Origin of the sequence: Rhodobacter capsulatus, from assembly GCF_005144475.1 — a bacterium.
In the GTDB taxonomy this organism is placed as follows: domain Bacteria; phylum Pseudomonadota; class Alphaproteobacteria; order Rhodobacterales; family Rhodobacteraceae; genus Rhodobacter; species Rhodobacter capsulatus_C.
The window spans coordinates 42562-61502 of record NZ_SWJZ01000021.1; the positions used below are offsets into that span (position 1 = coordinate 42562).

General features: G+C 62.6%; 12 protein-coding genes and 1 tRNA gene. 3 read left to right on the top strand and 10 right to left on the bottom strand.

Features of this window, described 5'->3' with window-relative positions:
- Positions 1–205 precede the first annotated feature (205 nt).
- Positions 206–6403 carry a Hint domain-containing protein gene (locus FBT96_RS21220; RefSeq protein ID WP_249306342.1) on the bottom strand — a complete coding sequence of 2066 codons (6198 nt, stop codon included), beginning with the start codon at positions 6401–6403 and terminating at the stop codon, positions 206–208.
- An 879-nt stretch (positions 6404–7282) separates the two neighbouring features.
- Here FBT96_RS21220 and ppk2 point away from each other — a divergent pair.
- Positions 7283–8224, top strand: a complete 942-nt coding sequence (ppk2, locus tag FBT96_RS06735) for a polyphosphate kinase 2 (protein ID WP_249306343.1) — start codon at positions 7283–7285, stop codon at positions 8222–8224.
- Positions 8217–8834 (top strand): TetR/AcrR family transcriptional regulator, encoded by a 618-nt coding sequence (locus tag FBT96_RS06740; protein ID WP_136905545.1) that lies wholly within the window; start codon positions 8217–8219, stop codon positions 8832–8834. Before ppk2 ends, FBT96_RS06740 begins: the two co-directional genes overlap by 8 nt.
- A 24-nt stretch (positions 8835–8858) precedes the next feature.
- Here the strand turns inward: FBT96_RS06740 and FBT96_RS06745 are convergent, their stop codons facing one another.
- Both FBT96_RS06745 and FBT96_RS06750 read right to left on the bottom strand, forming a co-directional pair.
- Positions 8859–9482 (bottom strand): LysE family translocator, encoded by a 624-nt coding sequence (locus FBT96_RS06745; RefSeq protein ID WP_136905546.1) that lies wholly within the window; start codon positions 9480–9482, stop codon positions 8859–8861.
- 1 nt (position 9483) lies between these two features.
- Positions 9484–9960: an Lrp/AsnC family transcriptional regulator gene (locus tag FBT96_RS06750; protein WP_249306346.1), complete on the bottom strand. Its 477-nt coding sequence runs from the start codon at positions 9958–9960 to the stop codon at positions 9484–9486.
- Positions 9961–10222: 262 nt separating this feature from the next.
- Between FBT96_RS06750 and FBT96_RS06755 the strand changes: the two genes are divergently transcribed.
- A tRNA-Ser gene (locus FBT96_RS06755) sits at positions 10223–10312 on the top strand.
- Positions 10313–10538: 226 nt separating this feature from the next.
- Here the strand turns inward: FBT96_RS06755 and FBT96_RS21015 are convergent.
- The 7 genes from FBT96_RS21015 to katG form a co-directional block, all read right to left on the bottom strand.
- The gene (locus FBT96_RS21015; RefSeq protein WP_212635362.1) at positions 10539–11693 is read right to left on the bottom strand and encodes a hypothetical protein; all 1155 of its coding nucleotides are present in this window, start codon (positions 11691–11693) and stop codon (positions 10539–10541) included.
- A gap of 246 nt (positions 11694–11939) precedes the next feature.
- Positions 11940–12185, bottom strand: a complete 246-nt coding sequence (locus tag FBT96_RS06765; RefSeq protein WP_136905548.1) for a hypothetical protein — start codon at positions 12183–12185, stop codon at positions 11940–11942.
- A 35-nt stretch (positions 12186–12220) separates the two neighbouring features.
- Positions 12221–12772: a recombinase family protein gene (locus FBT96_RS06770; RefSeq protein WP_136905549.1), complete on the bottom strand. Its 552-nt coding sequence runs from the start codon at positions 12770–12772 to the stop codon at positions 12221–12223.
- A gap of 1242 nt (positions 12773–14014) precedes the next feature.
- Positions 14015–14380, bottom strand: coding sequence for a hypothetical protein (locus tag FBT96_RS06775; RefSeq protein ID WP_136905550.1), 366 nt, complete (start codon positions 14378–14380; stop codon positions 14015–14017).
- A 376-nt stretch (positions 14381–14756) separates the two neighbouring features.
- Positions 14757–16043, bottom strand: a complete 1287-nt coding sequence (locus tag FBT96_RS06780; RefSeq protein ID WP_136905551.1) for a tyrosine-type recombinase/integrase — start codon at positions 16041–16043, stop codon at positions 14757–14759.
- Positions 16044–16328: 285 nt separating this feature from the next.
- Positions 16329–16535, bottom strand: a complete 207-nt coding sequence (locus FBT96_RS06785; protein WP_136905552.1) for a DUF3329 domain-containing protein — start codon at positions 16533–16535, stop codon at positions 16329–16331.
- A 175-nt stretch (positions 16536–16710) separates the two neighbouring features.
- Positions 16711–18879, bottom strand: a complete 2169-nt coding sequence (gene katG, locus FBT96_RS06790) for a catalase/peroxidase HPI (RefSeq protein ID WP_136905553.1) — start codon at positions 18877–18879, stop codon at positions 16711–16713.
- Positions 18880–18941 lie beyond the last annotated feature (62 nt).

An 18941-nucleotide genomic window follows, 5' to 3' on the forward strand; every position in this document is an offset into this window, starting at 1 on the left:
CGGACGGCCCCCGCAGTCCAGCATACTCCGGAACCCGCCTTTCCAATAGGTTAACGATCCAGAAATTGTCACAATTTGTCGGAACTTTCCGTTTCCCGCCCCGAAACCGGCGCAATGTGCCCCTTTTCCGCCCGGATTTCCGCCCAACAGCAAAACGCCCGGGACTTCCCCCGGGCGCCGCAATCGGTTTGGCCGAAGCCGGGTCTCAGCGGTGCCGGAGCAGCGCCGCCTCGTGTTTCTTCAGGATCTTGCGCGCCGCGCCATAGCCCTCAAGGCCTTCGCGGCAGCGCAGCTCCGGGAACAGTTCCAGGATCTCGGCGCGTTGCGCATTGCCCAGACCCTCCAGCGACTGATCCCCGGGCTGGAAGCTTTCCGTCCAGGCGCCGTTGCCCAGAACCACCTCGTGCCGGTCGAACATGAAGTGGATGTAGCTGGTGCCCAGCGTCTCCACCGGCTTCACGCCGCGGTTGTCGATCAGATGCTTGGCCGCGACCAGAACCTCGTGTTCCTCGAAATAAAGCGCGGTGCGTTCGTTCGCCACCAGCATCCGGTGGTTCGGCGACACCAGCATGTCGCGTTCCGGCAGACCGTTGCCAAGGCTGCCCGCCCGGATCAGCACCGGCTTCAGATGCGGCGCCGCCAGCAGCTGCGCCCGGGTCAGATCGGTGCGGCCGATCCAGCGGATTTCCTGAATGCCGTTGTCGCGGGTCAGGATCTTGTCGCCTTCGCGCAGCTCTTCGACCAGCCGCTCGCCCTTCGGCGTCGCGATCAGTGTGCCGGGGGTGAAGCAGGGCGGGATCACCTTCTCGATGTTGCGGAAGGTCAGCGAGCCGGTGACATTGCCATGATCGTCGAGGAAGGTGACGGTGCCGTTTTCCGGGTTCGTCGGATCATAGGCGATCCGCAGCGGCCCCGCCGTCGTCAGATCGAGCGTGTCGAAGTCGTCGCCGCCCTCGTTGCCGTCGATGACATCATGGTTGCCGCCATCGCGGTTGACCACGATGAAGACGTCGCGGTCATCGCCGCCCGAGAGCGTGTCGACGCCGTCGCCGCCCAGAAGCGTGTCGTTGCCCGCCCCGCCTTCCAGCAGATCCTGGCCCTGACCGCCCGAGAGGCTGTCATTGCCCGCATCGCCGTAAAGCCGGTCATCGCCATCGTCGCCGGTGATCGTGTCATCGCCCGCGCCGCCGCGGATCGTGTCCTGACCGGTCCCGCCCGCGGCCAGATCGTTGCCCTCGCCGCCGAGGATCGAATCGTCGCCCTCGCCGCCCGTCAGCGTGTCATCGCCTGCCCCGCCATCCAGCGTGTCCGAGGCCGAGCCGCCGTCCAGGCTGTCATTGCCGTCGCCGCCCAGCAGCGTGTCATTGCCCTCGCCGCCCAGAAGCGTGTCATTGCCCGCGCCGCCATCAAGGCTGTCGGACGAATTGCCGCCGTCCAGACTGTCATCGCCCGCGCCGCCCAGCAGCGTGTCATTGCCTTCGCCGCCGGTGATCGTGTCCTCGTCGATGCCGCCGTCGATCCAGTCGTTGCCGTTGTCGCCGCTGAGCAGATCGTCGTCGTCGCCGCCATAGATGACGTCGTTGCCCTCGCCGCCGCGCACCGTGTCGCGGCCGTTTTGCGGCACCGGGTCGGTGTCGTCGGTGACCTCGGTCGGGCTGGTCGTGCCCGGGCCGTTGTCGGCATGGATCGTGTCATTGCCGTCGCCGCCCGAGATGCTGTCCGAGCCCTCGCCGCCGATCACCAGATCGTCGCCGATCCCCGCCGCGACGGTGTCGGCATCGTCGCCCGCGTCGATCACATCATTGCCCTGCCCCGCATCGATGCTGTCGGCATCGTCGCCGGTGCGGATCGTGTCATTGCCAGTCCCGGCAATCACCGTGTCGCGGTCGTCATTCGGATCGCTGTCGGCGCCGTAAAGCCCCGGATAGGCGATGTCGGGGCTGCCCGTGCCCGAGGTGTCGATCAGATCGTCGCCATCGCCGCCATCGACCAGATCGCGGCCTTCGCCGCCGGTCAGCGTGTCGTTGCCGAGTTCGCCGAAAAGCGTGTCATTGCCGGTGCCGCCCGAAACGCTGTCATTGCCGTCGCCGCCGTCGATGCTGTCATTGCCTTCGCCGCCGTCGATCGTGTCCAGCCCGCCGCGCCCGTCAAGGATGTCGTCGCCCGCGCCGCCAAGGATGCTGTCGTCATCAAGCCCGCCGGTGATGCTGTCATTGCCCGCGCCGCCGTCCAGCGTGTCATCGCCCGCTTCGCCCAGGATGGTGTCGTTGCCGTCCCCGCCCAGCACCGAGTCATCGCCCGAGCCCGCCTCGACAGAGTCATCCCCGGTGCCCGCATCCACGGTGTCATTGCCCAGACCCGAACGGATCGTGTCATTGCCCGCCCCGGCCACGACGCGGTCATCCTGCGGGCCGTCGCCCGGGATCAGCGCGTCATTGTGGTCGATCTTGTCGCCCTCGGGATCGCCGGTGTAATCATAGTCGATCAGATCGGCGCCATCGGTGCCGGTCACGATGCCGTCGCGGTCGACGATGATGTTCTCGATATTGCTGAAGGTCAGCGTGCCGACCACATTGCCGTGGTCATCAAGGAACTGCACCGTGCCGTTTTCGGGATTGTTCGGGTCATAAAGGATGTTCGTCCGGCCCGCCCCGGTCAGATCCAGCGTGTCGTAATCGTCGCCGCCCTCGTTGCCGTCGATCACGTCGCCCGCGCCCGCCGCCGCGGTGGCCACGGCGAAGGTGTCGCGGTCGTCGCCGCCCGAGATCTGGTCGGCCCCGGCGCCGCCGATAAGGCTGTCATTGCCGGTGCCGCCGAAGATCGTGTCCTCGTCGATGCCGCCGTCGATCGTGTCATTGCCCGCATCGCCGTGCAGCAGGTCGTCGTCATCCTCGCCATAGATGACATCGTTGCCGTCGCCGCCATGGATCGTGTCCATGCCGTTGTTTTGCACCAGATCGGTGGCGTCGGGGATGTTCATCGCATCGGGCACGGTCGGGCCAAGGCCGCCGTAGATGATGTCATTGCCCGCGCCGCCATCGACCACATCCGAGCCCTCGCCCGAGGTGATCGTGTCATCGCCCTCGCCGCCCAGCACGGTGTCGGCATCGACGCCCGCATCGATCACGTCGTTGCCGCTGCCGCCCTCGATGCTGTCGGCATCGTCGCCGGTCAGGATCGTGTCATTGCCCGCGCCGCCCAGAACGGTGTCGCGGTCATCGTTCGGGTCGGTATCGGCCGGGAAAAGCCCCGGATAGCCCAGATCGGGCGCGGCCGCGTCATTGCGGGTGTTGATATAGTCGTTGCCGTCGCCGCCCTCGGCCCGGTCCGAGCCGCGGCCGGTGGTGATGCTGTCATCGCCGGCGCCCCCCAGCGCGGTGTCATTGCCCGCCACGCCCTCAAGCGTGTCATTGCCAAGCCCGCCGATCAGCAGATCGTCGCCGGTGCCGCCGATCAGCAGATCATTGTCGTCGCCGCCATCGACCGTGTCATTGCCGTCGCCGCCGCGCAACGTGTCGGCGCCGCCCTCGCCCGAAAGGCTGTCGTCGCCGTCGCCGCCCTCGACCGAGTCATTGCCGCTGCCCGCGGTCACGGTGTCGTCGCCAAGCCCCGCCAGCACGGTGTCATTGCCCGCGCCCGCGCGGATGCGGTCGTCGTTCGGGCCGTCGCCCGGCAGGATCGCGTCATTGCCGTCAACCCGGTCGCCCTGCGGATCACCGGTGTAGCCGGTGTCGATCAGATCGCCGCCCGCCGTGCCATCGACGTAACCGTCGCGCGGATCGGCGCCGACGGTGACGGTGATGATCGCGGTATCGGTGCCGCCCTGACCGTCCGAGACGGTATAGGTGATCGTGGCCGCGCCGGAAAAGCCGGTGGCCGGGGTGAAGGTGATGGTGCCGTCGGCATTCACCGTGACGGTGCCGTTCGGGCTGGAAGCGCCGGTCACCGTCAGGGTGTCGCCGTCGATGTCGGTGTCATTGGCCAGAACCGGCACGGTGACCGCGGTCTGGAACGTCGTCGCGGCGCTGTCGTTCACCGCATCGGGGCTGTCGTTCACCGGGGTCACGGTGACATTCACCGTCGCGGTGTCGGTCAGCCCGGCCGGATCGCGCACCGTATAGGTGATGGTGTCGGGGCCGTTGTAATTGGCGTTCGGCACATAGGTCAGCGTGCCATCGGCATTGACCGTCACCGTGCCATGCAGCGCGGTGGCCCCGGTCACCGTCAGCGTGTCGCCATCGGGATCGCTGTCATTGGCCAGAACGGTGATCGTCTTCGTGCCGTCCTCGGCCAGGCTGGCGCTGTCGTTCACCGCATCGGGACGGTGGTTGACGTCATCGCCGGTGATGCTCTCGATCTCGGTGAAGTCGAGCGAGCCGGTCACGTTGCCATCGGCATCGAGGAATTCGACGGTGCCGTTGTAGCCGTTGCCGTTGCTGTCGGCGGTCTGGTTCACCACGCGCCAGTCGCCCTGGCCGCGGATGTCGAGCGTGTCGTGATCGTCGCCACCCGCGCCGCCATCGACGGTGTCGCCCGCCGCGCCATGGATCACGTCGCGGTCATCGCCCGCCGAGATCCGGTCATTGCCCGCGCCGCCGCTGATGACGTCATTGCCACCCTGACCAAGGATCGTGTCATCGCCCTCGCCGCCCGAAAGCGTGTCATCGCCCGCCTCGTCCGCATCAACCGCCGGAACGGTGCTGCAGGTCAGGTCGGTCACGGTGATCGCCTGATCCGAGGCGCCGCCGTTGTTGTAGTCGATCTCGATCCGCGCGACGATGCCGTCGATATGCACCAGCACCGAGCCGGTGGCCGAGGCGGGCGAGAGCGAGCCGCCATTGTCCAGATCATGGCCGGTGACGGTGCCGTTCGACAGCGTCTGCCCGCCTTCCAGCGTATAGGTGACGTTCAGCAGGTTGCCCTGCGCGTCATAGGCGCGGACGGTGACGATGTCCTGATGGAAATCGCCGTTCGGGCCGATGTCGATGTCGTTGATGCGGAAGCTGACATCGGTCACCGCCGAGGCGTAATCGGCATTGGTCGAGGTGAAGTTCAGCGCGGTGGTCGAAGTGTCGCCCGTGCCGCCGTTGCCGTAAAGCTGCAGCCCGCCCGCGCCGTTCAGCCCGTCGCCAGCCTCGACATATTGCGCCGCATTGGTCGAGGTCGCGGTGCCGCCGCAGGTCTGGTCGGTGAAGCCGAAGGTCACCCGCACGCCGCCCATGTCATAAGACGCGCCGTTGACGATCTCGCCGCAATTCTGGCTGAAGCCCTGCCAGTCCATCGTCAGATCGCGCGCGGGGGTGCCGGCGTCCAGATCGCCGTCGCCCTCGATATAGTCGTTGCCCGCGCCGCCCTCGATGCTGTCGTCATCGGCGCCGCCGTAAAGGCTGTCATCCGAGCCCTGGCCGACAATCGTGTCGTTGCCGTCCATGCCGTGGAAGACGTTGGTATAGGTGTCCGAGGCCGAGGTGCCCTGATGGTCGAAGCCGACAAGGCTGTCGTTGTGATCCGAACCGATCACCCCGTCGACGCCCGAGGCGATGGAATCGCCCGCCGCATCGCCGCCCGACAGCGCCCCGGTGCCAAGGTTGACATTCACCCCCGCGCCGGAATTCGAATAGTCGATGATGTCAAGCCCGGCACCGCCGTTGAACGTGTCGTTGCCCGCACCGCCGACAAAGGTGTCGTCGCCGTTGCCGCCAAACAGCAGGTCATTGTCGGCGCCGCCGTCGATCAGGTCGTTGCCGTCCTCGCCATGGACGGTATCGGCCGCCGCGCCCGACCGGATCGTGTCATTGCCCGCCCCCGCGACGACGCTGTCGGCATGGCCGCCGCGGTAGTCGTTGGCGTCGATCCTGTCGCCTTCCGGATCGCCGGTGTAGCTCGTGTCGATCAGATCGGCGCCCGCGGTGCCCTCGACGATGCCGTCGAGCGTCGGATAGGTCGCCAGCGCGGAATAGGGAACCGAGGGGCAGTTGTCGGTGCAGGACACGATCTTGTAGCTGACCCCCGTCTGCAGCGGCGCCGAAGACACGATGCCGACCATGTCATTGTCTGACATTTCAAACGCATAGACGGTGATGTAGCCCGAAGGATCGGTGCAACCGGCGGGGCAGACGGTATAGGCGTATTCGGGGGTGATGCGGCCCGAGGCGGAGCCGTAGCTCGAGCCTTCGAGGGTCTCGCTCGAGTTCAGCGTCTGATCGCCGTCGCCGTCGTTGAAGTAGCTGTCATTGTCGCGCACGGTGATCTGGTTGACCGTCGCGCCCGTGCCGATGGTGAAGGTGGCGCCCGCGGCATTGCTCAGCCCGGAGGCGCTGTCGGCGAAAAGACCCGCTTTCGAAGAGCTGATGTTCGACAAATCCCACGCGAAAATCGTGCGATCGCTGAAAGTATAGGTCATGGCAGCCTCTCCTTACCCCGATTGGCGAAGACAATGCCCCGCAAGCCTTGAACGTTCGGCCCTGCCCCGCGCAGCGCCCGTCACTCGTCACCGGCGGAAAAAAATCCCACCTGAAAGGACGCGACATTTTCACGCGGTCGGGCTGGAGCAGGATGCACGAAGCGGACCGCCAAAACGGCGGTCTCGGTCTCGATCGCTTCGCGGTCGTTGCGGGATGGCAGATCATCCCGGTCACGGCAGCACCACTTCAACCGTTCCGAGCATCCGAAGATGTCGAACGTCCTCGACCGCCCCCACGGCCGATGCCCAACACGGGCTCTTACGTGATACCAAGAGGCCGAGCTTCGGGGAACGGGAATCTGCCGCAATCTTGCCCCGATTTTTCCCCGATCCCTCCCCGATTGCCCAAGCGCCGCCGCGATTTCGCGCCGATCCCGCCACGATTGTTTCCGCAATCCCCGGAGGACGGCGCCGAAATGCGACAAAAAACCTAAAATTTGTCCTGTTTACCAAGCATTAACCCTGCCCCGACGGGCGGGATCGGGGGCTTCGGGCGGGCGGTTTCGATCGGGCGTTTCCGGAATTGCAACAATGCGGCGCCCCGAGCGTTTCCGATCCGGCATCATTCTTCGGCCCGCGCCGGAACAATGGCGGCCGCGTCATTGTTCCGCCATTGCGACCAAAGCGGGCGAAACCGCCACTTTGTTCGCCAATGCACCGCGGATGTGACGAATCACATTTTGGTTAGCGGAACCGGCGATTCCCTGCCGACGCGCCGCCCCGACGATCCGCCCGCCGCGCGGCAAGGCGGCGGCTTCGTCTTTGCCTCCGGCTTGCGGGCCGCTATAGTGAAGGCGCTTCACATTCAAAGGGCGGCGCATGGGCAAGGATCACGGACCCTCCGACAGGGACAGAGCCGGGGACACGAAGGACCTGACGCCCGAGGGGCTTCCCAGACTGCCCTTCGTCGGGGAAATCACCAAATTCCTGCGCCATGACGCCCCCGAAAGCCTGCGCCGGGCGATCGAGACGGCGAAACCCGACGAGATCCTCTCGGCCTCTTTTCCCTATCGCGAAGAGCTGGCGAAAAAGACCTATGAGGCGCAGATGCGGCCGCTGCAGGTCGAGCTGGTGAAGATGAGCTGGGGGCTCAAGCGGGACGGGCGGCGGCTCGTGGTGCTGTTCGAGGGCCGCGACGCCGCGGGCAAGGGCGGCACGATCGAGCGCATGCGCGAGAATCTGAACCCGCGCCAGGCCAATGTCGTCGCGCTGCCGACACCGACCGAGCGCGAACAGGGTCAGTGGTATTTTCAGCGTTACGTGGAACGGCTGCCCGCGGCGGGGGAAATCGCGCTGTTCGACCGGTCGTGGTACAACCGCGGCGTGGTCGAGCAGGTTTTCGGCTTTTGCACCGCCGAGCAGCGCACGCGTTTCTTTGCCCAGCTGCCCGGCTTCGAGCAGATGCTGATCGACGAGGGCATCGTTCTGGTGAAGCTCTGGCTGTCGGTGGCCCGCGCCGAGCAGCTCAAGCGTTTCCTCGACCGCGAACAGGATCCGCTCAAGCAATGGAAGCTGAGCTGGATCGACGTCGAGGGGCTGCGGAAATGGGATGCCTATACGGTTGCCATCGCGGAAACGCTGCGCCGTTCGGACACCGCGGCCGCGCCCTGGACGGTGATCCGCGCCGATGACAAGTATCGCGCCCGCATCGCCGCGATCCAGACCGTGCTGGCGGCGCTCGATTACCCGGGCAAGGACCGGGCGGCGATCGGCACGCCCGATCCGCTGATCTGCGGGGGCATCGATCACGTCGATGGCTAAGGCAGGATACCATCACGGCAACCTCCGCCAGGCTCTGGTCGAGGCGGCCCTGGCGCTGATTGCCGCGCGCGGCGCGCAGGGCTTCACGCTGTCGGAAGCCGCCAAGGAGGCGGGCGTCACCCCCGCCGCGGTCTATCGCCACTTTGCCGGGCGCGAGGATCTGATCGCCGAATGCGCGCGGCAGGGCTATGCGATCTTCGCCGATCTGATGGAACATGCCTGGAACGGCGGCAAACCTACGGCGCTCTCGGCCTTTGGCGCGACGGGGCGGGCCTATCTCGCCTTCGCGCGGAAATTTCCCGGCCATTACATGGCGATGTTCGAAAGCGGCCTGTCGCCCAACCGCTCGCCCGAACTGGCGGCGGGGATGGCGCGGGCCGAGGCGGTGGCGCTGAAGGCGACGCAGGCGCTCTCGGCCCATATCCCCGAGGGACGCCGCCCGCCGCCCTCGATGGTGGCGGCGCATGTCCGCGCGCTCTCGCATGGGGTGGTCGAGCTTTACGCCCGCGCCGCGCCGGGCACGCAATCGCCCTTTTCGCCCGAGGATCTGCTGGAAAGCGGCATCGGCGTCTATCTGCGCGGGCTCGGCCTGATCGCCCCCGACGGCTAGACGCCCGCCGCCAGAAGCCCGCCGCTAAAAGATCGAGGCAAAGGCCCAAAGGCCGAAGCCCGCCATCGTCAGGCTGGAGACCCGCGCCGTCCAGAGCGCGAAGGCGGGCGGCAGGCGGTGATGCAGGGCCGCGACCAGGCCGGACAGGAACGCCCACCAGCAGATCGAGCCCAGAAACACCCCCGCGACAAGGGCGGCGATGGCCAGCCCCGATCCGGTCTGCGCCAGACCCAGCCCGGCGAAGATCGCGGCGAACAAAAGGATCGTCGGCGGGTTGGTGATCGTCAGCCCATAGGTGACAAGGGTGGTGCGCCACAGGCTGCGCGCCTCGGGCACCTGCGCCGCCGCGGGCTCGCCCGCCTGCCCGCGCGGCCAGCCGTTCCAGGCAAGCCCCATCAGGAACGCCCCGCCGATCAGACCCAGCGGCACCGCGATGCGCTCGACCAGATCCTGGAAGACGGCGAAGCCGACGGCGGCGCCGGTGGCAAAGGTCAGATCGGCCAAGGCCGTGCCCAGCCCCCCCGCGACGCCCGCCCAAAACCCGCGCGCCAGCGTGCGCTGGATGCACAGCGCCCCCATCGGCCCGATCGGCGCGGCGATCGCCAGCCCGATGAACAGCCCCTTTCCGAACAGCACAAGCGCGTCCATTCTATCTCCTGTAACGAAACGGCGGCTCGACCACGGTCGAAAGCGCCAGCATGGTTTCGGTCCGCGCGATCCAGCCCGCCCGTTTCAGCGCGACCAGAAAGTCCTCGACCGCGACAAGCGAGGCGACGCGGATCTGCACCAGATAGGACCAGCCGCCGGTGACATGATGACAGGCGGTGACGGCGGTGTTGTCCGCGATGGCGGCACGAAAGGCGGTCTCGTCGATGCCCTCGGCCAGCGCGATCCAGACGAAGGCGGCGACCGGCAGGCCCACCGCCTCGGGATCGACATCGGCGCGCGTGCGGCGCAGCACGCCGCGTTCGATCAATCGGCGCAGTCGGTCATTGACCGCCGAGGGCGACAGCCCCACCCGCACCCCAAGCTGCGCCATCGACTGCCGCGCATCCTCGCTCAAAAGCGCGCAAATCTTTCTGTCGATCTCGTCCATGATGCCGATCTGTCCGCTCTGATGCGTCATTTGCCGGATCATGTCCGAAATTTTTCCGCATTCAACGGAGATTTTCCAGTCGCCGGACACTATACGTCGGCGCCGGGCCGAACGGCCATGCCACCGGATGACATCCGATTTCGCCCCTTGCCCCCTGCCGAGCAAGGGCCTTGCCGCCCTGCGAAGGCGCATCAGTATGCGCGCGGTGAAAAAGTTTGTCCGGGGATGAAAAAACCGGTTGCGCCCCCCAGAGGCTCACGTTAAACCCCCGCCTCACGACGACCCCTGATGCGGAGAGGTGGCAGAGTGGTCGATTGCGGCGGTCTCGAAAACCGTTGACCCTGCAAGGGGTCCGAGGGTTCGAATCCCTCCCTCTCCGCCACTTATGTGAATGAGAAAATTTCCCATTAAAATCAGGCGCTTAAAAGATAGCGCGCCACGCATTCCACACATGCTTACCACACATATCTACCACAAGCGCTTCGCACCCTAATTGCTGCGTTTCCGAAGCAATCAAATGACGCCAATCGGTATGGCGGGCGCGCACGCAAAAGCTCGGCGTGCAGCGTAAATGGCGCTGAAGCGCTACAGGTTGTGAGAACAATTTATCAGTCTGGCAGCTTGAACAATGAATAAAACGCAAGCTGGTCCAAAGTTAACAGCGCTTGGAGCGCTCTCACCATCGTGTATTGATCGCTAGACGCTACCCCATGCCCAACAGCGTTGCGTGAAACTGCCTCACTCCGCAAACCGGGTGTGAAACCAGCATAAGTGTAGTCTCTCAAGTATCTCGCGAAGGCTGACGGGAATAAAAGCGTGTCTGCTTGACCTGCTTGCTGTTCTGCAGCCTCAACAACGTGGCTCAACAGGCGGTCTATCCGCGCCGTATGTTCACCAGTTGCTCGATAGAACGCATCCGCCATGATTCCCTCAATTTCTGATAGTATTATCTTTATAACAGGAACTGGATCACGGGCCTTAAATCTATCTATAGCAGACCTAAGAATATCTTTCCTTTCAATAAAATGAGATCTCTGCATCCATCGATCAAAAATTCTGTCCACTCTTGCGTCGTCAAACTTTGCAAGCAAATCTTCTTCTGCATACTCAAGAGGAAGCTCAGCCTCAAGCATTGAGACAAGTAACCTAAATTCTCCCTGCATCAACTCCAAGAAAGGGAACCAGCCAGCAGAAACTATCCCTGCAAAGAGGCGCTCCTGAGATAGCGCCGCATAAAGATCGGCATAACGGATTTTTCGATACAACGCGCCAAGAGTACGTTGAACCGACGCAACATCAAGATCTGCAGTGCGATCAAGATCAAAGAAGAGCACAAAGTGCCATCGATCCCGAAGGATACATAAAATACGGTCTTCGGGGTGCAGCTCAATTTCAGGAAATGAAATTGATAAAATATCAACAACATCATCTTCATATATTATATCACCAACATCAAATGGACGAGCCCGCCTAATTCTCGTATTGGCGGCAATCTTTAAGTTGTCCACCCAGAGTTTTGCCGTATTGTCCTGCTTAACAACCAAAACAACAGAATTTGCCGTCGCCAAATCAATGAATTTATCACTTTTCCGCAACCACCCCTCAATTGCTCCAGTTATGCCACCAATTATTGAATAAAAAAGAGAATCATCCGAAGTAACTGCGACCCTTGTCCAAATCTTCAATGTTCCACCAGGAATGGCAGCAGAAGCACTAATTCCGACGAAGTTGACATCAACAAGATCAACTGAATTATTTTCCATATTACCTCCATTATCAACATTTATAGGCGCATCGATTTCTCAAGAACTCGAACTCATGCACACCTCCACCCAAAATAACAACCGCACTTCCCCCCTGCCGCGTCCAAGCTAGCGCACGGCAAGAAGAAAGTGCAACACCTTTTGCAACGCGAATTTGATTGCAATTAGGTGATTACATCAGCAAGATAACCAGCTTATTTTAAACTGATTCCCTCATTGTATCGGCGGCACTTAGATATGTTTTGATCAGTTGCTCTGGCCCTCAGCGATGCGCTTCAGAAGCTCATGGTTCTCCAGGGCCAGGGCCATGTTCCCGGTAAAGACGATGCTGCAGAACAGCCCTCCAAGGGCCATCATCAGCCCCGTCTCTCGGGCCTTGGGCGTGTCCCCTGCGATGAAGAAGCCAAGCCCCACGATCAGGGCCAGGGCCAGGAACAAGCCGCACCAGGCGAAGAAGACGATGCGGTAAAGGGTGATCAGTTTGCGAAGCATGATGCTCTCCTGTGTCGTGATGTCTGGGGGGATGCTCAGGCCGCAGCCGAGAGGACGCGGTAGACCGAGCGCTCAGAGATGCCGAGCTTGCGGGCGATCTCCCGCTTCGGTGTCCCTGCCGCCAGCAGGGCCAGCGCCTCAGCCTGCTTGAACTGCGCCGTGGGCTTGCGGCCCTTGTACTTCCCATCCGCCTTGGCCTTGGCGATGCCTTCCCGTTGCCGTTCCAGCATCATCTCCCGCTCGAATTGCGCCACGGCCCCGAGCACATTCAGCATCAGCTTGCCCGTTGCATTGGCCGTATCCAGCCCCAGGTCGAGCACCCTCAGCCCCACCTTCTTGCGCTCCAGGGCCTCCACGATCTCGCCCAGGTGACGCACCGAGCGAGCCAGACGGTCGAGCTTCGTCACCACCAGAGTGTCCCCCTCCCGAACGAACTCCAGCGCCGCAGAGAGGGCGTCTCGCTGCCCCACCGAGCTGACCTGCTCCTCAAACAGCTTCTCGCAGCCGAGGGCCTGCAGGGCTTTCCTCTGGGCCACAAAGCCCGCGATCTGGTCCAGGGTCGAGGTGCGGGCATAACCGATCAGCATGTGATCCTCCTTTACTGCCAATAGGGTCAAAGAGGTGGGGGAGAGGCGTCTGCCAAAACTCAGAACCCACTTCCATGACGGGGCTATTCCGCCACAGATGACCCTGCCTCTGGGGCAAGCTTCAATGGCAGAGGGGATGTGCTGAGGTCTGGCCCTGGGAGACTCGGAGAGGGCCGCAGAATGGCCTTCCTGGGCTTTCCCGTGGGTGAGACTCGGGACGGCAAGAGGCGACTCCACGGCCCTCCCAGGGACTCTGGCGAGGTGCTGGGCCGTAGCGCTTTTCAACCCGTCAGAGGGGGGGGTTGGAAGCGACTTCAAAAAGAGGGGTTATATTATTACTCTTATTGTTATTCTTGACGCTGAGCCCTTACCTCAGAACGAAAGGGAAACCTTGGGGGCATTCTTACGTTTCCAAGTAATGCGCTGGTCGTCCTGAGAGAACCATAGCCTCCAAGGTATACCAAGTATCTGATGATAGGGGGTATGGCTATAGATGCCTACTTTAGATTATCTAAGCATCCCACCAGTGCCACGGATCTTCAGAGAGAGTGACGTCAATATCACACCGTCGCTGCCTCCAATACGGGCAGAAGCTTAGAGCCACAGACGAGCCTTCTTAGCGCAACCGTAGCATTCCCGAGCTGTGCCCTGAATGCAGCGCCTATATTATTATGGTGACGACGCTTTACCACTTCGCCAGTCAGCGGCTCCGGCACGCGTCCGTAAACAACATCAGCGATGGAAGCCTTCCAATACACCCGGCAGTAGCGATCCGCTGCTTGGGAGATCGTATAATATCCTTGAGGTCTCGGATAAAACAGCGATCTGTGTTCCCTGCTAGCCCTCAGAATATATTGGTTCGTCAGCATTTGCCTTAGGTGAGAGTCTCCCTCTCTGGCTGCATCAATCAGTTCCTTCATGAACCCCAGTCGTCGCTCTGGAGGCATCGTATATAGAATCTCCGCATGTCGGGCGGCAGAGTCGAAAAGCCTTCGATTGTCCTGCCGCTTGGATGGCGAGGATGTCGAGTTAACTGGGAACTCCTTGCGCCTTGCTTTCTGAGACTTGTTCTTGCGGCAACGGTCGCTGCAATATCGTTGATCCTTACGGCTGGGCGTAAAAAGGGTTCGGCAGTCCTCGCAAACCCAGAGGCTGTCTATAGTTTCGTGTTTCATCATAGGTCTTTTTTCGGTGGCGGGCCCGACCACCTTTCGATGGTCGGAACACCAGTAGCTTCGATTTTTAGACTTCCTTGCGACGCTTGTTATATTCTCTCCGGATCACCGTAGCGTTTCGCGACTTAAAATCTTCGATCTGAGAGACCCCCAGGACGTCCAAGATGTCAGTATCTCGCTCGCCTGAAAGGGATTCATAGAGCCACCGACAATTGCTTCGAGAGCAGGAAGATATTTCCGCGATCTCAGGATATTTTTTCTTGAGCCCGAGCCCTAACACCTTTTTCGATGGCGTCACTTTTGCAAGGTCGCTCATCAGTTTCCCAATTTTGAGGACATTCTCGATTTCGGGTCCTTTGTCCCTCTTATAAGATTTTATTTTGATCGCAGCCTCAATGGCTTCGAGCGCGGTTTGATTGGAGATATCTAGCATAGGCTCCTCCTTCTTCAGATTAAAACTCAGCGGTTACGCTGGAAGGGGGGGCGGTGCCTCTCCTTCTATGTCGTCCGTTTGCAGCAACGCTGACGGCAAACGCTTTCGATGCCGGAATATTTGACCGTTTCAAAAGTCGTGATGACCCATTGGCTCCCCTCTTGGAGAGCGCACAGTCTTCTATGGATCAATCCATAGTAGATATGGCCCATCATGCTGCGTGAGACCGACCGGGAAGAGAGACGGATGCCGTCCTTCTATGTCGTCCGTTTGCAGCAACGGGTGCAGAAAGGTAATTATTACCGACCAATATGGATGGCAAAAGGCTGCTCGCGCCAGACGATATGTCACGACGCGAAACAGCAAAATCTTCGGTTTAGCCGACCAAGCGACGCTCGATTTCAAGCGGGATTTTGTAGTTGACCCTGCTCAGCGCTTCCCGAAGAACTTCGAGCCTATTGCCCCCGGAGTACAGGCCATAGGTCATCGTAGGCTTGTCATGCCCGACGATATCGGCACTGACATTCTCTGGAACACCCATGTTTTCGAGCTCGGTGGCAAGGCTACGCCGCAAGCTGTGGAACACGTGTCGCTCACTGAAGCCCAGCTTCGCCTTGAGCCTCCCAAAGCGCTTCCCGATGGCATTGGATCGGTCGGCGTATTTGTTGAAGGTCAAGCATGAGAGCACATAGCCATCCGTGCTGGCCGTGCACAGGTGACGCATGACCGGAGCCAGCCGTGGATGGATCGGCACTTTCCGCAGCCCAGCTGAGGTCTTGGAATCGACCACGGTGAAGTGATCCTTCGCGACGTGCTCAACCTTGAGGCTGCACAGTTCCTCGATCCGGCAGCCGGTCCACATACCCATCCAGATCAGCTGCGCCAAAGGCAGATCGTCGTTATCCAAGGCGCCCAGCAACAGCTTCGGCAGGTCCGAGGGGGCAAAGGGCAGTCGAGTGCTGTGCATCGCCGCTTTCGTCTTGGTGGCCTTCTTGGGAGTGACCCGATCAAACAAGGTTTCCTGCCCTTCGATGTGGCCCATGACGTGCAAGTATTCCCAATAGCCCCGGCAAGCCGAGATGATCCGAGACACTGTGGCCGTGCTGAGCTCATCCGAGACTTGCAAGTGATGCACCCAGTTCTGCAGCGCCTGCCGAGTCACCTCATGCGAGAGCTTGAACCGGGCCACGAAACGTCGTGCGTCCGCTCGCTTCATGTCCTTGGTCTTCTGCTCGACCGCTTGTGGAGCCAGCCAAGCGTCGATGTCGCGATCAAGAGGATAGGATTGCCCGTCGCTGATCTTGGCGGCAATCTTTGCGGCCTTGGGGTCGGTCTCGTTGAGCTTCCAGAGTTCGCCGTCAACAATCGACGCCAGGACGGAGTGCTCATGTTGATCATCTTGGGCCCTCCGCAACTCGTCACGCCAGTGCAGCGCCTTGGCAACCAGGTCGGCACTGGACGGGGTTGTCTGGCCCCTCGCCTCTTGGATCAGCGCCTTCCACTCGGCAATGAGGGGGAGAACAAGGATCTCTGCCTCTGACAGGCTCTCGGTCTTCAGGCTCTGAACGAAACGGGGCTTGCCACCGAGCTTCGGGCGGACGTCCTTGGGGATGTCTAGGACCGCGTACCAGACGCGGTATCGCTGTTGCAGGTATTTCGGCATTTCCACACAGGATTTCCACACATGCGGCGCCTAAATAACAAGCATTATCAATGCCTTCAATGGGTTGCATCCGCCAGGCGTCGCATCCATCCCTCTCCGCCACTTTCGCAAGTGGTTCCGTCGTTTTCCTGAACATCACAACGTGACAGGGCGCAGATGATCTGCGCCGCATCCGCTTGCCGACCGCGGCAAGGCGGATCGTCTTTCCCGCTGTTTTCCAAAAGAAAACCCGGTCCCGCGGCGGCGGAACCGGGTGCGGCGTCCGAAGCGCCCGGCAAGCGGGCGTCAGGCGTCCTTCGACGGTTTCTCGCCCGGCGGCGTGTAGGTGTGGATCAGCACATAATAGCAATAGGCCGCCGCGCCGAGGAACAGGATCGGCCAGAGGATGCCGCCCAGGAACACCGCCTCGAACACGGCCCAGCCGACAAGGAAGATCACGGGCAAAAGCCGCATCGGCAGCGGGCGCAGCATGGGATGATCGATAATGGCCAAGGATGGTCCCTCCCTCGGGTCGGTATGAGGCTTGCGCAAGGCACCCTTTGCACCCTGCGCGCAGACCCTTTGCCAAGCAAGGGCCAAAGTCAATGGCACGCGATGCCGCCCCCGGATGGGCAAAAGGCCCCGCACGCGGCGGGGCCTTTCGGACCTGGGGCCGACCTTCGGGGGGTCAGGCCGCCAGATCGAAGCGGTCGGCCTGCATCACCTTGACCCAGGCGGCGACGAAATCGGTCACGAAAAGACCGGCGTTGTCGTCTTGCGCGTAAAGCTCGGCATAGGCGCGCAGGATCGCATTCGAACCGAAGACCAGATCGACGCGGCTTGCCTGGTGCTTCACCGCCCCGGTCGCCCGGTCGCGAAGCTCATAGCCGCCCTCGCCGTTGTGCCAGCTCAGCCCCATGTCGGTCAGCGTCACGAAGAAATCGGTCGACAGCACGCCCACACGGTCGGTGAAGACCCCCTGCGGATTGCCCCCATGATTGGCGCCGATCACCCGCAGACCGCCCACAAGCGCGGTCATCTCGGGCGCGGTCAGCCCCATCAGCTGCGCCCGGTCCAGAAGCAGCTCCTCGGGCGAGACGGCGTAATCCGCCTTCAGCCAGTTGCGGAAGCCGTCATGCACCGGCTCCAGCACGTCGAAGCTTGGCGCATCGGTCATCGCCTCGGTCGCGTCGCCGCGGCCCGGGGTGAAGGGGACTTCCAGCGCGAAACCCGCCGCAGCAGCAGCCTGTTCGACGCCAAGATTGCCGGCCAGCACGATCACATCGGCCACCGAAGCCCCCGCCGCCGCCGCGATCGGTTCCAGCACCGCAAGCACCCGCGCCAGACGCTCGGGCTCGTTGCCCGCCCAGTCCTTTTGCGGCGCCAGCCGGATCCGGGCGCCATTCGCGCCGCCGCGATAATCCGACTGCCGGAAGGTGCGCGCCGAATCCCAGGCCGTCGCCACCAGATCGGCGATGGACAGACCCGCGGCGGCAATCTGCGCCTTCACCGCGGCGACGTCCCAGCCGGTCGGGCCCTGCGGCACCGGATCTTGCCAGATCAGATCCTCGGCCGGAACATCGGGGCCGATGTAACGCGCCTTCGGCCCCATGTCGCGGTGCAGAAGCTTGAACCAGGCCCGCGCAAAAGCGTCGTCGAAGGCCTTGGGATCACTGATGAATTTCTGACAGATCGCGTTATAGACCGGATCGACCTTCATCGCCATGTCGGCATCGGTCATCAAGGGATCGTGGCGGGTGGTCAGGTCGGTCGCATCAAGCGGCTTGTCCCCTTCCGCGATCGTCACCGGCTTCCACTGCCAGGCGCCCGCGGGGGATTTCGTCAGCTCCCAGTCATGGCCGAAGAGCATCTCGAAATAGCCCATGTCCCAGCGGGTCGGATGCGTCGTCCAGGCGCCCTCGATCCCCGAGGTGACGGCCTGCGCCGCGCGCCCGCCCTGATGCGGGTTCGACCAGCCGAGGCCCTGATCGGTGACATCGGCCGTCTCCGGGTCCGGCCCCAGCGCCTTGGCATCGCCATTGCCATGCGCCTTGCCGACGGTATGCCCGCCCGCGGTCAGCGCCACGGTTTCCTCGTCATCCATCCCCATCCGCGCGAAGGTCTCGCGGACATGAAGCGCGGTGCGGGCGGGATCGGGCTGGCCGTTCACCCCCTCGGGATTCACGTAGATCAGCCCCATCTGCACCGCGGCCAAGGGGTTTTCCATCGTCTCGGGCTTCGTCAGATCGCCATAGCGGCCCTCGGACGGCGCCAGCCAGTCCTTTTCCGCGCCCCAGTAGACGTCCTTTTCCGGCGCCCAGATATCCTCGCGGCCAAAGCCGAAGCCGAAGGTTTTCAGCCCCATCGATTCATAGGCCACCGTGCCCGCGAACAGGATCAGATCGGCCCAGCTGACGGCATTGCCGTATTTCTTCTTGATCGGCCACAGCAGGCGCCGCGCCTTGTCCAGGCTGACGTTGTCGGGCCAGGAATTCAGCGGCGCGAAGCGCTGGTTGCCGGTGTTGCCGCCGCCGCGCCCGTCCGCGGCGCGATAGCTGCCCGCCGCATGCCAGGCCATGCGGATCATCAGCCCGCCGTAATGGCCCCAGTCGGCCGGCCACCAGGGCTGGCTGTCGGTCATCAGCCGCGCCAGATCGGCGCGCAGCGCCGCCACGTCGAGCCCCTTGACCGCGGCGCGATAATCGAACCCGTTCAACGGGTTGCCCTTGGTGTCATGCTGATGCAGGATATCGAGGTTGAGCGCATTCGGCCACCAGCTGGTGTTCGACACCCCCGCCGCCGTCACCGCGCCATGCATCACCGGACATTTGCCGGTCCTTTGATCCTTGCCGTCCATCGCTTCCTCCGCGTCATTGTTTCTGTCGTCTTGGGACAAAACTATAAGGCGAATTCGATAAA

Bases quoted from the DNA above. Each gene is read 5' to 3' on its own strand.
- FBT96_RS06780 (WP_136905551.1), bottom strand. From the start codon at position 16,043: ATGCCGAAATACCTGCAACAGCGATACCGCGTCTGGTACGCGGTCCTA.
- FBT96_RS06765 (WP_136905548.1), bottom strand. From the start codon at position 12,185: ATGCTTCGCAAACTGATCACCCTTTACCGCATCGTCTTCTTCGCCTGG.
- FBT96_RS06770 (WP_136905549.1), bottom strand. From the start codon at position 12,772: ATGCTGATCGGTTATGCCCGCACCTCGACCCTGGACCAGATCGCGGGC.
- FBT96_RS06750 (WP_249306346.1), bottom strand. From the start codon at position 9,960: ATGACGCATCAGAGCGGACAGATCGGCATCATGGACGAGATCGACAGA.
- FBT96_RS06740 (WP_136905545.1), top strand. From the start codon at position 8,217: ATGGCTAAGGCAGGATACCATCACGGCAACCTCCGCCAGGCTCTGGTC.
- katG (WP_136905553.1), bottom strand. From the start codon at position 18,879: ATGGACGGCAAGGATCAAAGGACCGGCAAATGTCCGGTGATGCATGGC.
- FBT96_RS06745 (WP_136905546.1), bottom strand. From the start codon at position 9,482: ATGGACGCGCTTGTGCTGTTCGGAAAGGGGCTGTTCATCGGGCTGGCG.
- FBT96_RS06775 (WP_136905550.1), bottom strand. From the start codon at position 14,380: ATGCTAGATATCTCCAATCAAACCGCGCTCGAAGCCATTGAGGCTGCG.
- ppk2 (WP_249306343.1), top strand. From the start codon at position 7,283: ATGGGCAAGGATCACGGACCCTCCGACAGGGACAGAGCCGGGGACACG.
- FBT96_RS21220 (WP_249306342.1), bottom strand. From the start codon at position 6,403: ATGACCTATACTTTCAGCGATCGCACGATTTTCGCGTGGGATTTGTCG.
- FBT96_RS21015 (WP_212635362.1), bottom strand. From the start codon at position 11,693: ATGGAAAATAATTCAGTTGATCTTGTTGATGTCAACTTCGTCGGAATT.